Source organism: Aeromonas enterica (genome assembly GCF_054052465.1).
This window is the reverse complement of record NZ_JBSTYL010000015.1, coordinates 95,890-111,458: the sequence shown is the minus strand read 5'-3', so window position 1 is coordinate 111,458 and position 15,569 is coordinate 95,890. Positions and strand designations below refer to the sequence as shown.

Here is a 15,569-nt window from a genome sequence, read left to right as displayed (position 1 = left end):
ACTGGAAGCAGCAGTCCGGGTATCATCGGCGCTCATTGGCCGAGACGGCGATGTATAGGTTCAAACAATTGATGACGGGAAAAATCAGTCTACGTAACTACAACGGACAAGTGGGAGAGATCATGGCCTACGTATGTGCGATGAACAAACTGAATGCCCTTGGTCTGCCGGTTAGAAAGTCCCATGTGTAGCTATCACCTGGGGCTGGGGAAGTTGTGGCCTAATGGCTGATTTGGGCAGCAACGCCACTAAGTTTCTGAGCGACTGGGGGTAGAATCTAGAGCCTTTTTCATACACATAAAAAATCCGAAACCAAATAAACAGGTTTCGGATTTTCTCATATCAGTAAATCAGTTTTGTTTTTAATTCAGAGCTCTAAATATGCGACAAATAGATTATCTATCGTCGCACAATAGATACTACAAATTCTAATTTAGTTGTTAATTACTACGCTTCGGCCAGCACGCAGGCCGGAGGCCGTGCGGACTGCCACCTTACCCGAGACGCTCGGAGCATTGGCCGCGTCGTAAGTCTGCCAACCGCCGTCATCGACGGAGTACTGGATGGTCAGACCCGGGAACGGGCTGTTGGCCTTGAGCACGCCGCCTTCAATGATCGCGCCCGGCACCGGCAGGTAGAAGTCAACACCTCTGGCCTCCAGCTTCGGCAATACACGCTGACCCAGCAGGTTGGCAAAGCGGTTGTAGTCGCTGCTGCGCGCCTGATTGTCAGCCGGCTTGCCGGCGTTGTCGTTGGCCTCCCAGCCTGCTTTATGCCAGGCCCGCTCGGCCAGGGCAAAGACCCGTGGGAAGAGCATTTCTTCGAACTGGTTGTCGGTGCGCACGGTTTCGGCCCAGAGCGAACCCTGCATCCCCAGCACGTTGGCCGGTTGCTCCAGGGTCTTGGCGGTGGCGCCATCGACCACGTCAGCCTTGGTGATCGGCTTGCCGGCACGGGTGTAATCAGCGTTGGCAAACAGATCGTCCGGCATGAAGCCAAAGGTCTTGCGGGTATCGGTAAAGCGTGGTGCCCAGTAGTAGCCACGCTCGGCCGGATCCGGCTCGTTCGGGTGGTCGAAATAGAGGTGGGTAGCCTGGTTGTAGACGACGCCATAGCCGGCGTTGGCCAGCTTGTAAGCGCGATCGGCCACGCCCCACTCCCAAATGTTCTGCCAGGCGTTGCCGCTCACCAGCGCGTTGGCCAGGTTGCTGCGCGGATAGACCTTGTTGTCGTGCATCAGGCCATCTTCCCAGCCACCCATGTTCAGACCGTGGGTCGACGTGATGCTGGAAACCCGCTCAACGAAGTATTGGCTGAGTTGGGACGGCTCTTTGATTCCCTGACTGTTGTTGGCAAAGAACGCTTGGCAAGCGGGTGACTGCTTCCAGGCTCCGGCAACTTCATCTCCCCCGAAGTGGAAGGTCTTGAGCGGTTGGATATCCTGGTGCAGGGACACCAGCTCAGCCACCACGGTATCGATGAAGCGATAGGTCGACTCCATGCAGACGTTCATGGCGTTGTCCTTGAACATCTGAACCGAGGTGTAATCGGTACGGTCATCCGGATCGGATAGGCGGTATTCGGCAGCCTGCTGTGGCTGACCAGTCTCGTTCAGACGGGCACTACGCGCATCCATCGCCTTGATGGCGGCGTGGGCGTGGCCCGGCATGTCGATCTCGGGGATAACCTCGATATTGAGCGCCTTGGCGTGACTCAGGATCTCACGGTAATCGTCGGCGCTATAGAAGCCGTTGGACTGGGTAGTCCCGTTCGGACCTGCACCGAGGAACGGCAGGATACAGGTGCGCTCGGCCGGATCGTGACAGCGGCGCGAGCCGACATCGGTAAGTTCCGGCAGGGCGCTGATGGCGATACGCCAGCCTTCATCATCCGCCAGACGCAGATGCAGTTTGTTGAGCTTCACGCTTGCCATCTGGTCGAGCAGGGAGAGCACGGCCTGTTTGCTACGGAAGTTACGTGAGGTATCGAGCGACAGTCCGCGATAGGCAAAGCGCGGGGCGTCGGCGATGGTCACCGCAGGCACAACACGCTGTTGCTCCAGTTGCAGCAGCGACTGGGCGGCATAGAGGGCGCCGGCTGCATCTGCGGCCGTGATCTGGATGGTTTGGCCCTTGCTGTCGACCTTGAGGCGATAGGCCTCTTCCCACTTGGCCTGCCCGTCTATCTGCACCTGCCCCCAACCCATGCGAATCACCTTGCTGGTGTTGGGTGACCAACTCTGCGCTTGCAGACCAAGGTTGGCCGCCAACCAGCGAGCCTGCTCCTCATAGCCGTTATCAAATACGACAACCCAGTCTGCACCTAGGGTGACATTGCCGGTGGCCAGCTGCATCTCGGCGGGGGTTGGCACGACGCCGACCGGATGAGCCTGTACGGACAGATCTGCGTTACGGGCATAGCGTTCGGCGGCTGTGAACGGATTCCAGCGGTCGATATTGCTCGGGCCGTTATAGCGTTTCCACTGTCTGGGCGTGCTGAAATCACCCACAAACGGCAGCTCGGCCGAGGGCTCCGTCGGGACCACGCCGTTATGGGTATTACTGGTGCTGGCAAGCAGCGCTGTGATGGGGTTGCCCTTGGCATCTTTTGCGGCGAAGTACCAGTTGGGCATCACGTCAGTCTTGGCAACCTGCCAGTTTCCTCCATCAAAGGCGATCTCGACCGATTGGCCGGCGGGCAGCCCCCGGAATTGAGCTGTTGGTTCCAGTTTGAAGATGTCGCCGTTGACATGGGTGACCTTGAATTGGTCGGTGTAGAGCTTGCTCACGTCACGAATATGGCTGAACCAGAGGCTCCAACCCGTTGCTGGCAGAAGTTGGGCGGTGTTATTTCGCAAGGTGATACTCGCCCGGAAGCTGTTGCCATCCGTCAGGGTGTTATCGATGACTTGATACTTGAGGTCGACTCCTTGACCCATCCCGTCCAGCTGGGATTGGGTTATGGCCATGGCGGCCGGAGCTGTCAAGGCTATGGCGAGCGCCATGCTGACCAGAGAACGTCTTACGCGCATTGTTACCATCCTTTTTGGTTGTTAATTTTCTTGGCGAAGCAAGGGTAGCGCTGAAAGGGTGTTTTTTATACAGAAAACGGGTGCCGAACGAAGCGTTTTGTATGTTTTGTGATGGAGATCCCTTTTGAGTCTCGTCTCTTTGATGGGGGGCGGCAAGGGGGCAGCATTTAGTAAGGTTAAATTTAACTTGCTGTTTTTAATGTGCTTTTGTGGTGTTTCTCATTCCAGTACAGAAAGAGAAAGACACTGATTAGTGCCGATATGGCCATTATGCCAATATTGAACGTCAGTCACATTAGTAAAAATCATAATTTGCCTTGAGAACAAAGTGCGGGTATATGTGTTGGCTGGATTCAATGAGGGCCTCATGATGATTGGGGAAAAAGCGCTTGATACCGTAAGCGAAGATATAAAGGAAAATATATCATTGACTCTAGTGGAGTCAGACATATTCACACATCAGTTTTTGAATAAAGGAAGCCCTATTTATAATTTGGGTTTTAGAAGTGTATTGACAGGTGATATTGACGTAGAGTTATTAGTTAAGACCTATATAAATACTGTAAGGTCATATAAAACACTATGCTTTGGATTTAACGTGGATGATAGTCATTCTTATAAGGATAGAGTTGAATTATTACAACCGGTTTTTGATATAAGGCCTGGTTGGCCAGAGAAAGATGAATGGATAGAGTGGTTGCGAAAACCATTCGATTTGACAACGCCGCCACTATTACGATGTATCTTCTCCCCGGTGAACGATTCCGAATGTCATCTTTATTTTTCGTTTCATCATTTGGCATTCGATGGCGCCGGATTCCAACGATTTTATACGGATTTTATTCATCATTATTGTCATAGTTTATCCGGTGATGACTATCATATCCCTAGTCTTAATGAACACTTCTCGGATGAAATGCTCAATGACTTGGAATACATTGGTAGTCATCGTTGGGAGAAAGATAGGTTATATTGGCAGCAGCGTTTGACAGATGGCAGAAAATCCATAATCCCGCTAGCTGAATCCGACGGGGATATGACCTATAGAATAGAAGAATTGATGCCTGACAATGTCTGGAATAGTATAGAAATCTTTTCCAAGACGCTGGGCTGTTCGCCACACTATGTTGTGTTGTTGGCTATTGAGCTATGTTGTCATGCGTATGGGAACAAGTCCCTTACAATGGGGTTGCCGACACATAGGAGATCTCATGGTGTCTCCACATTTTGTGGGTTGACGACGGGTATCTCTCCCTTGGTCATAGACCTTAATGTAACTTTGTCTATGTCTGAGTCAATAAAGAACCTATCGAGTTGTATTAAAAGAGACTATAGACACTTACGATTCCCGATAAGTGAAATAAAGAAAAGTATGACTGGCCTGGATGCTCATCGCCCAGTTTATGACATAATGTTTTCTTATGAACCATTGGATTTTGATTTAAAAAATAATGCAGTTGAGAATCAAATATCAGCGCTATGTCACCATGCAGAAATGACACCAATATGTATTTATCTTCGTCATTATCATTCTGCAGCATCACCGATATTGGATTGCCAGTTTAATCCTGGTTATTTTACGTTTGAGGATGGCGTCTTATGGGTTGATAGATTGATTCATATCATAAAGAACATGTTATCCTCTCCAGATATTCCATTGAAAGAAGTATGTCTTTTAACAGAAAGTGAAAAATCACTTTATCGTACGATTAACAATAACTATAAACCAAATTCACCTCCCTTGATTAGCAATATTTATCATCACTCAATAACCAACCCATCCAAAATAGCTATCATTACTGAAGATGGTGATTGTCACACTTATAATGAATTGTGGTGCTTGGTATTAGAACGGGTAGGTGTGTTTAATCAGCTGGGTGTTAAAAAGGGAAATAACATCGTTCTGGCATTGCCAAGAGGTATCGAGTTCATAGTCAACTTGCTGGCAGCTAACTATCTTGGGGCAACATATGTACCGATACAAGAAAACATACCCTCGGTCAGGTTGTATGCATTGCTGAAAAAAGTTAATGCAAATATGCTGGTGTCTGATCGTCAGTTAGACTTAGCTCCGGAGTTATCAATAAATGTATATACGCCTTCAGACCTGTGCTCAATCAATCCTGAATCGGTCAGTTTAAAAAATATTGGCATAGAGAAAGGCAATTATATTGCTTATGTATTGTTTACATCCGGTTCTACTGGTGAACCCAAGGGTGTACTGATTAACTCAGCAGCGAGAGACAGCTTCCTTGAAGGTTGTTGTAATACGGTTTCCCTAAGCAGGGAATCTATTATTATTGCAGCCACAGCGCCTACGTTTGATATATCTGTACTTGAATTGCTCGGTCCACTTTATGTCGGTGGTAGCTGTGTTATTGCTAATGAAATCACTAAGCGTCAAGGCCATCTTCTGGCAGCACTGATAGCCAAATGTAACGTAACACATGTTCAAGGAACTCCTACAACTTGGAAACTATTATTACAAGCCGGATGGACACCGCCAAATAAAATTACGGCCTTGGTTGGAGGGGAGCCATTGCCTCAAGATGTAGCCCTCTCACTAAGTAATCGGTGTGGCTTGGTATTTAATATGTATGGTCCAACGGAAGCAACCGTGTGGGTGATGGCTAAGCCTGTGGCTGGTGAGGAGACTGTTGAATCAATTGGCAATCTTCTTCAAAACTGTGAAGCATATGTTCTCGATAGTGATCTGCGTATCCTTCCACCGGGAGTCGAGGGTGAACTCGCTTTGGCTGGTTGCTGCTTGTCAGATGGTTATTGTGGCGCCACTGAATTAACCGCATCCAGGTTTCCATATCATCCTATGGGGAAACGTATTTACCTGACCGGTGATCGAGTAAAACTTAATACAGGTAGTCAATTTAAATTCATTGGACGAACCGATAACCAAATAAAACGTCGCGGGTTTAGAATCGAGTTAGGAGATATTGAGTCCAGTTGTACGATGCATCCCATGGTGCAACATGTCGCAGCAGTGCTGGCAGTGGGTAATGAAGGTGAAGAGAAAAAAATAGTATTGCTATATCAAGGTGATATATCAGAAGCACACTTTATGACTTGGATCAAGGAGCAGCTAACTGACTATATGTATCCAGATTTCTTGCAAAAGTGTAGTTCATGGCCAGTTAATGGAAGTGATAAAACCGATCGTACAAAGTTGACGGGGTTAATTGATCTGAATATGGCGAAACCTTGGGGTTGTATCGATATCGAGATCCATGTCCCTCCGTCAGAGAGTGTTGATCTAGAAGTGGTTGAGCGGCTACATACACTATGGAAAAGCATACTAAAACTGGATGTGAACATAACGGCTAATTTCCTTGATTGTGGCGGTAGCTCTCTGCAAGCTCAGATTCTATTGGATAAAATTCGCAGAAATTTCCCAAGTTCAATTCCAGATACATTTATTTTTATATGTCCTAGCATAACGGCGCAAGCTCAGTTCCTTAACAAGGCTAAGTTGCCGGCTAATGCCAGGACACAAGATGGAAATAAAAATCACATTCGCAATAACTTGCTAGGCAAGCGTCGAGTGGTATTGGAGGGTAAATAAAATGAATGTTACTGGTTTTGAGTGTGCTGTAATAGGTGTTTCTGGGGTTTTTCCTGGGGCTAAAAATGTGGAGCAATGGTGGTCTCAGTTATGTGAAGGCGTTATTGGTATTCGCTCACTGAGTCATGATGAACTGGAGGCTGAAGGGGGGGCGAATGGTGACGTCATTAGAGGTGGTGTCGTTGACAATCGCTATGACTTTGATCCAGAGTTTTTTGGTTATGATGCTCAGTCAGCAAATATAATGGACCCCCAGTTACGCCTTATGCACCATGAAGTATGGCAGGCGCTAGAGCACGCAGGTTATCCACCTTATTCACAGCGACACTCAGACGAGACGGGGTTGTTTGTCAGTGCGGCATATAATCCATATTGGTATCAGAGAGTAATGCAAAGCACACCGGACCATCTCACCGCAGTGTATCAAGCAAATACTCTACTCGACCCAGGGTGTTTTGCTACACGAGTTGCATACACATTAAATTTGAAAGGTCCTGCAATCTATAGCAACACTGCATGCTCCAGTTCACTGGTTTGTGTTCATCAGGCCGTCAACGCTCTACTCTCCGGTGACTGTAATATGGCTGTAGCTGGTGCTGCTTATGTAGTGCCAGACAGACGAGGTTATGTTCATCAACCAGGAATGATCTTATCACCCGATGGATTTTGCCGGCCATTTGACCAATCGGCTCAGGGGACTGTGTGGGGTGAGGGCGCTGGTTTTGTTGTTCTAAAACGATTGGAAGATGCGCTGTCAGATCATGATCATATATATGCAGTAATTAAAGGTAGCGCTATTAATAACGATGGGCGAGAAAAGGCAGGATACACAGCTCCTGGATTAGATGGACAAGTTAAGGCGTTGAGCCGTGCATTATTGTCATCCCAGTTAAGTGCGGATGATATTGATTTTGTTGAAACACATGGCACCGGTACTCGTCTAGGTGACCCGATTGAAATACAAGCTCTTCTCAGTGTATATGAGCGAGAGCAACCACTTCTTATTGGTGCGGTAAAAGCGAATATTGGTCATCTCGATGCTGCTGCTGGCATGGCGGGGTTGATCAAAGCTATTTTCTCACTACATAATAGATATCTTCCGCCACATCCGGCTTTTGATAAGTTATCAAATTCACTAGAGCAATACGCAAAAAAAATCATCATTCCTAGAAAGGGAATAGTCCTGCCAGAAAATAAAATATTAGCGGCTGGTGTAAGCTCTTTTGGTATAGGTGGAACAAATGCACATATCATTCTCACTAGCTATCAACAACCCCTGGATGCAGGGAATGACAATGCCAGAGTTGAAGTGTTTGCGAGTGAGGTGCTGCGAGAGAGTACGCTATCGGCAACACAGGAATTGATTGAGGATGCAATAAGGGGATCTATTCATCGTAACATGAGTTCGGCGCTCGCGAAAAATATGCATACTAGGTTGTATAATCAGATAGCCAACCCCTTTATATCAGAAAAAAAATCACGTACTGCTCTGGTGGCAGATACAACAAGTGGTGAGGTGATCGGTCGGTGTTATCACAAGCCATTTGATGAAAAACCACGCATAGTTTTTTTGTTTACAGGGCAAGGAAGTCAGTATAGAGGCATAGCATCAGAGCTGTATAAATATAATTCAACATTTCGACGTCATCTCGATCGTTGCTTTTATAAATTACGTGGTCTTGGCATTATTGAACCCTATAAATTGCTATGGGATACCACTCTAGGTGTGCTGAATAACACCGCTGAAGTACAACCATTATTATTCAGTATCGAGTATGCAATGGCCCATACTTTAGTGGAGTCTGGCATCCGTCCCGATGCGTTGTTAGGGCATTCACTTGGTGAGTGGGTCGCGTTATGCATCGCAGGAGTGCTGACCTTAGATGATGCTATCACACTGGTTTCTCATAGGGGAAGACTGATGGCTGAATCTCCCGATGGAGCCATGTTAGCATTCAATGCCATGCCACCATTATTCCATTCTAATGATCAGACCGAGGTCTGGACAGCCGCATATAACAGCGATCGTCACCATGTCCAGGCCGGTACTGTCTCGGCGATCGCGGTGTTATCAGAGTGGTGTAAAAAGGGTGGCATCTCTTTTCACAAGTTGAACAACCGACATCCTTTCCACACACCATTATTGCGGCCAGTGGCTGATGAGTTCAAAAATGAAATTCTTCATCAATCATGTGCTTTTTGTCATCCGGCGATTCCCGTAGTCAGTAGTGTTGATGGACACTGGCTTAGTGATGCTACGGTGACTCCTGATTATTTAAGCAATCAGATATGTCAGCCCGTCAACTTCGCCAAGGGACTGGAAAAACTACTTGCATTACCAGGGCCCACTATCTTTGTCGAAGTCGGGCCTGGTGCTGGCCTTCTTGGATTTTGTCATGCCATGAGTGGTTGGAATCCTCAACGACACGCAACCTGTAGAACCATAAAGGGCAGACAGGAATCGATCTCAGATGATGGTGTCCTTCAACTGGCGATGGCAGAGATGATGTGTCTCGGTGTCAGTTTGCCACAGCCAACCATCTCTGTTACTTATCCAACGCCCCGTAGGGCCTTTAACCAGGCAACTCATCTACCATCAAGTCCCGCGCCCTTGGTGAAAAAAGAAAATGTACGACATGATCCAGTGGAGCGGCTCGCTAATTGTTGGTCCAGCATATTGGGATCTTTGCCCACATCAGAAAGCGATTTTTGGCAAGCGGGTGGCACATCGCTTACGGCATTAACCTTAATAGCAGAGATGTCAGCTATTAAAGGAGAAGAAATATCATCAGATTATCTGTATGAATTTTCAAAGTTTGATGATCTTGTCAATCACCTAAAAGGGAGTGATCAAAAAGTTATTGAACCTCTTGATGTTTTATCAATACTGCAAGACTGTTGGTTTAGAACGATTGGTCAAAGACCAGAGTCGAATAGCAACTTCTGGATGTCAGGTGGGTCATCGTTAAGTGCTCTCTCTTTTTCGGCATTGCTGGCAGAAAAGCTTAACTTAAATGTCGGGCTGGAGCATATGTATGACTACCCAGTTTTCAGCACACTGTACGATTACTTAAAATCCGGTGTGGTCAATGCATCAAAGTATGAGAAAAGTGAAACGTTATGAACTCTATTTTATTAGAAAAAACTCGTAGTGATTCTTTTGCCAACGTTGATGTTCTACCTACAACGAGCCAAGCAAGAATCTTAGAGCAGCAAGCTCAGCAATTGAGCAACCGTAGCTATCATGAGCTACTGCTTCTAAAAGGAAATGGAATCCCTGATGTAGCTCGCCTTCAATCATCATTTGGTGAATTGGTCACTCGTCATCAGAGTTTGTCAACAAACTTTATATTTGTTGATGAAAAACTTGTTCCCTGGGATGCGAGCGGTGCTGAACTAGAGTGGTTACAAGTACGGCTGGAACAAACAGAAGACATATCATCAGTCTTGAATGACTGGATATCCCAGGATCTAGTTTTTTGGGAGAGACTACCGCTGCGAGTAGGGCTTATATTGAAGCCTGATCATTACTATATTGCGATTGTTGTTCATCATGTCGCCATCGATGGTTGGTCATTCATGGTCTTGCTGCGTGAATGGTCAGAACTAATGTCATCGGGTAGATTGATTGAGCCAGCACCGATATTTAGTGGCTATTACTCTGGTGAATTAGTAAGACAGCAGCATGGTAATGCGGCCAGAGAAGCATTCTGGCGAAAGTATCTCGAGCATGCTCCGGCATTTTCTTTGCCTACACCCGATCTACATTGTTCTTATCGAATGGATAGAAAGGGTGGAGTAATGGTTAGCCGCTTGGGGGAAGAGGACTGGTCTTTATTATCTTCTTTGGCAAGGAAAAATAACTGTAGTGAGTTCGTCGCACTCCAGGTTTTATTTAGTTCATGTCTCTGTAGATTGTATAGACGGACCAGCGTTGTAATTAGTTCACCGTGCGCAAATCGAATCGCTACGGATAGCCACGAAGTGATTGGTTTTCTTGCAAACACACTACCGTTTCATATTGAATATTCGCCAGAAGAGACGTTTTTAGCAGCAATAAAAAAGCAACGTTCAATATCGATGACGGCGCTCTCACATCAACAGCTTGGTTACGACACAATATTAGAATTGTCTGGCACAGAAACAAGTGCTGGAATATCCCCTCTGAGTCAAGTCTTTTTGGTGTTGCAAAATATTAGTACGGATATGCCAAAACTAAATGGCGATGATATTAGTATTTGTGCTGATCTTTCACCAAGAGACATTAAAGCGGAACTGACTCTCGAGTGTCAACCTGCAATTGATGGTGCCAAATTCATTTGGAGATATGCAACCGGCCTCTATAAAAAAGAGACCATAGCTGGCATTGATAAAGCATTAACTAATATAACTCGAGCGGCATTATTATCTCCCGATATGCCCTTGTGTGATCTGCCACTTATTGATGATGAAGACCTCAAGGCCATTGCTGTATATAATAACAGAGAAGTAGCTGCCCCATATGGAACTGTTGTTGATTGGATTAGGAATAATGCACGAGTGATAGGTACAAGCCCTGCTATTTTTGCATCGGATGGGGGCTATGTTAGTTATCAAGAGCTGGAGCAACGCACAAACAGTGTAGCAAACAGTTTGAATGCGCTAGGGATAAGAGATGGTGATATTGTTGCGTTGTATATGCCACGCTCTATAAATATGTTTATCAGTATGTTGGGTGTTTTGAAATCCGGTGCGGCATATTTGGCGTTAGATCCAGACTATCCTTCATCGCGCACAGAGTTCATGATTGATGATAGTAATGTTTCATACATTATAGCTGACGCTATAAGGCCTCCGTCAGACCTAAACTATCAGTGTTTGAAAATGGAAACATTGTTAAATGGGGTGACTGATGGTAGTTCATTGCCGGTACTCAATAATGATCATGTGGCTTATATAAACTACAGCTCAGGTTCAACAGGTAAACCCAAGGCCAGCATACTGTCACATCGAGGATTGAGAAATACGGCATTTAATTTTAACAAGTCAGTTTCTATCTCTCATGGTGATAGACTGCTTCAGTTTTCATCTCCCGCATTTGACGCATGCACAGCTGAATGGTTGATGGCATTTGTAAACCAAGCCACACTAGTCTTGCTCGATCCTGAGCATTCTCGAGATATTAATCATGTAACAGAGATCGTGCAACGACAACGGGTTACTCATCTTCATCTGCCTCCTAGTGTTCTCTCTCTACTCTCGCCGAATAGTTTATCCAGCGTGAGAGTGGTGATCAGTATTGGTGAGGCAATGACACCGGCGGTGAAAAAAACATGGCAGAATGCCACCAAGTTATATAATGGGTATGGGCCGAGTGAGTTCACTATCGCTACACATATGCATTTATGTAGTGAGTTAAACACGCCAAATAATATTGGTCAGGCATTTTATAACACTTCTTGCTATGTCGTCGATCAGCATATGTCACTACTTCCCATAGGTTTCGAAGGTGAGCTCGTATTGGGGGGGGATGGGATTGCCAATGGATATTTAAATCGTGAAGAGTTAACGAAGAAGTTTTTTTTAAAAAAAATTGGAAATGCTACTGTCGAGAATAGAGTCTACCGTACTGGAGACCTTGTTAAATGGAATGAGGTGGGAGAGCTTTTATATATAGGTAGAACTGATAGCCAAATAAAGATTAACGGTGTGAGAGTTGAGACGGATGAAATAGTTAACGTATTGTGTCAGTGTAGAGGGGTGCTGGATGCGGTATGTTGGATGCCGTCTAGTGGTAATGAATCCCGTCTTCTATCTGCAATTGTTATAGAGAATAAAAATGAGGTGACACGTGATGAAGTTTATAATCATATGTTATCTTGCTTGCCCAGGAACATGCTCCCAAACTCAATCATTATTTTGACTTCTTTACCACGAACACCTAACAATAAGATTGATTATGACGCATTGACAAAAATTGCAAATTATGAATTAGAGTCCGCGAATTCTAACAACATAGAGCTTAACGAATTACAGACGAAATTGCTCGGTTTCTTCAATGAAGTTTTAACGAAAACAGTTGGGCCAAATAGTAATTTCTTTGCATGTGGTGGCCACTCATTATCCGCATCAAGATTAGTGGCTAGAATAAGAAGTGACTTGGGGAAAAGGGTTCCACTTTCTACTGTTTATGACTATCCAACGGTTATTCAATTGGCAACACAGCTGACTGACGGAGATGGTGGTGATAGACGCTCGACAGGAAAGGCCATCGATCAACACTCCATGGTATTAGCCACGCCATCACAGCGAGAATTTTGGCGATTTGATAAACATGTAAAGTCACCTGCGTTTCATATTCAAGAGCAGCTATTACTTGATGGTGATCTGAACAAAGAGGCGTTGTTTTTTTCAATAGAAAACATAGTAAAGCGTCACCAATCACTTCACAGTACGTTTTGTTCGGATGGGCATAAACTATGGATGAGATTAGACAGTACCAACAGAGTATTAATAAACCAAGCATCTTCCTTAGCCGTGGAATGGTCTGATTTTCTAGAGGGGGCCGTTAGAGCTGGTTTCGATATCAATAATGGGCCATTAATAAAATTTTATCTCTTTCAACATTCAGCTTTAAAGCATACGCTTCTCATCATGGCTCATCATATTATTATAGATGGTTGGAGCCTACAAAACCTGACTCGTGAGCTGGCATTGTTTTACTGTGGTCACTCTACTGAAGGTGTTAGTTTTAAGGCGCCCGTACTGCATACTAGCTTCTTCGATTATGCAAAGAACCAGTCTTGCAATGAAGACAGAAACCTTCCTTATTGGAATCGTCGAGTTGGACAGAGACATCGATGGTTATCTTTACCGGGTGAGAAGGTGAAGAATGATACCTGTCGAGAAGTTAACAGTATAGAGTTAGTCATTCCCCCATCACTTGTTTTGCAACTCAGGGCCATCAGCTTTGAGCATAAGGTAACACCCTTTGTTACATTGTATAGTGCAATGAGTATATTTCTGGCTCAGCAATGTAAGCTTGAAAAAGTAATATTAGGGACAGTCGTTTCTCATCGGCCTATGCCTGATGATGAAAATATTATTGGTCTATGCCTAAGTTCAGCACTTTTAGTATGTGATTATGATCCAGATAAAACATTTTCAGATTATCTCCATAAACATCAGCGAGAGTTTATCGAGTGCCTCGACCATCTCCCTTTGGATGTCACCGCATTAAATAATTATAATGTGAAGGATTTTGAACATGGTCGATACCCAGTGTATCAGATGATGATGGTGATGCAGAACTTCGAAGGGCAGCCACTAATATTACCTGACATTGATGTTAGTCGTATTCCTATCCCATCGAAGGAGCAAGAGGTCGATCACTATCTCTCGATAGAAACCACAGGTGATGGTGGCATGACGATCACATGGAACTATCGAAAAGCTATGTTCGATAAGCCTGACATGGAAAGGAATAGTAATCTATTTACCTCTTATTTAAAGGCTATGCTGTACAGCACCGAAACTGTCGGGAGAAATTCAGAATATGAATCGGCATATGTGGTGCCGGATGAACGATTAAAGTACCTTGGAGCTGTTCCTAACAGTGTTAATCCAGCGCAGCTGATAGCGCGAAAAGGTCATGAGTATCATCATCGTTTAGCACCTCGTGTCCATCTTCAGTTAAAAAGCAAGTGTATGGATAGGAATATCTCATTACTAGAATGGTTATATACGTGCTATATATTCACAGTTTCACAGGTTAAAGCGGTCGATGCTGTTTCTCTGAAGGTAGAACTGCTGGATGATGAGCTTGTTACGATCAAATCTGAGCATGCTATGCATCCGGGTATGGAGTTCAATACTGTCATTGATAATGTCAGAACGATTATTGGACGTGAAAATAATAGAATATGTATATGTTCAATCGACCATAGTTCTCCGGTTGTGTTTTCTGAGTCGAACGATAATACTAGAGATGGAAATGAAAGTTCCTCGCAGTCATTCACAATGGAATTAAAATATATTGATGAGGACCCGTACATCTCCTGGTATTTAGAGGGGGCAGTGCATGATGATTCATTCATTGAGAATGTGGCCGCACGCTACACCGCAATTTTACAACAATCACTGTATGATTTTAAGTTCAAACCAATGGAGAGTGTATTCGAGAAACATAATTTATCTGCTATAAGACATCGATCCTTAGAAAAGGTATTGCTAAAAAGCGGTGATTCTAATTTAAATATAATTTGTATTCCAGGTGTTCTGGGTCAGAGCGAGTGCTTCAGTCATCTAATAGGACATCTTTCTTGTGATGCAACCGTGATAGGATTCAATGCCCTCCTGGATATTGATGCCTTCCCTATAGAAATATATCTATCCGCGTTAGATGAGTTCGATCTCTCTAAATCAGTATTGTTATGCCACTCCATAGGAGGGGGAATTGCAGCCAGAGTTTCTGAGGCATTAAAAAACAAAGGTATAATTCGACCTCCTGTTATCTTACTCGATTGTTGGCCTACTGAGAGAGTCATTCCATCTTTTATGAGTATAAAGGATCACTTTATGATGACAGTCGCCAACAGCCTTGGCAATAACATCTCACTCGACATTTCGAAAGATAATAATGCACTCATTGATTTTGATTCTGCGATCAATCTGCTATGTAATCAGAAGCAAAAGCCGATGTTTAGTGCAGAGCAACTAAAGGCTATGTTTGCTAGATATTGCAATCAACGAAGTTATCAGATACCCATTTCGAGTGGAATGATGGATAAAGTTGCCTTGATCGAACCGCGCTTAGGGCCATCGTCAAAGATGTACTGGCAGCCCATATGTGAGTCTCCCTTGCTTACATGTTCAATTGATGCTGGTCACGACACTATGTTACTCGAGCCATCTGTGAGCGAAACGGCAAAGGTCATAGATTATCTACTTCCGTTTATGTTTTCGAATTATAACAAGAGGTAG

The 15,569-nt window shown here is 44.9% G+C and carries 4 protein-coding genes and 1 pseudogene; 4 read left to right on the top strand and 1 reads right to left on the bottom strand.

Going from position 1 to position 15,569, the window contains the following annotated elements:
• Positions 1–191, top strand: a pseudogene (locus tag ACW5XD_RS15725) (IS5/IS1182 family transposase); the annotation flags it as partial.
• Between the two features lie 242 nt (positions 192–433).
• Here ACW5XD_RS15725 and ACW5XD_RS15720 read toward each other — a convergent pair.
• Complete coding sequence (locus ACW5XD_RS15720) at positions 434–3,031, bottom strand: family 20 glycosylhydrolase (RefSeq protein ID WP_456495653.1); 2,598 nt, start codon at positions 3,029–3,031, stop codon at positions 434–436.
• Between the two features lie 367 nt (positions 3,032–3,398).
• Between ACW5XD_RS15720 and ACW5XD_RS15715 the strand changes: the two genes are divergently transcribed.
• From ACW5XD_RS15715 to ACW5XD_RS15705, 3 genes are read left to right on the top strand one after another with little or no spacing between them, the layout of a single operon-like run.
• A complete protein-coding gene (locus tag ACW5XD_RS15715) occupies positions 3,399–6,608 on the top strand; it encodes an AMP-binding protein (protein WP_456495652.1) in 3,210 nt (1,069 codons plus the stop codon).
• A gap of 1 nt (position 6,609) precedes the next feature.
• The gene (locus ACW5XD_RS15710) at positions 6,610–9,732 is read left to right on the top strand and encodes a beta-ketoacyl synthase N-terminal-like domain-containing protein (protein ID WP_456495651.1); all 3,123 of its coding nucleotides are present in this window, start codon (positions 6,610–6,612) and stop codon (positions 9,730–9,732) included.
• Positions 9,729–15,569, top strand: coding sequence for an amino acid adenylation domain-containing protein (locus tag ACW5XD_RS15705; protein ID WP_456495650.1), 5,841 nt, complete (start codon positions 9,729–9,731; stop codon positions 15,567–15,569). Before ACW5XD_RS15710 ends, ACW5XD_RS15705 begins: the two co-directional genes overlap by 4 nt.

Coding starts and splice junctions, on each gene's coding strand:
- ACW5XD_RS15720 (WP_456495653.1), bottom strand. CDS start 3,031: ATGCGCGTAAGACGTTCTCTGGTCAGCATGGCGCTCGCCATAGCCTTG.
- ACW5XD_RS15715 (WP_456495652.1), top strand. CDS start 3,399: ATGATGATTGGGGAAAAAGCGCTTGATACCGTAAGCGAAGATATAAAG.
- ACW5XD_RS15710 (WP_456495651.1), top strand. CDS start 6,610: ATGAATGTTACTGGTTTTGAGTGTGCTGTAATAGGTGTTTCTGGGGTT.
- ACW5XD_RS15705 (WP_456495650.1), top strand. CDS start 9,729: ATGAACTCTATTTTATTAGAAAAAACTCGTAGTGATTCTTTTGCCAAC.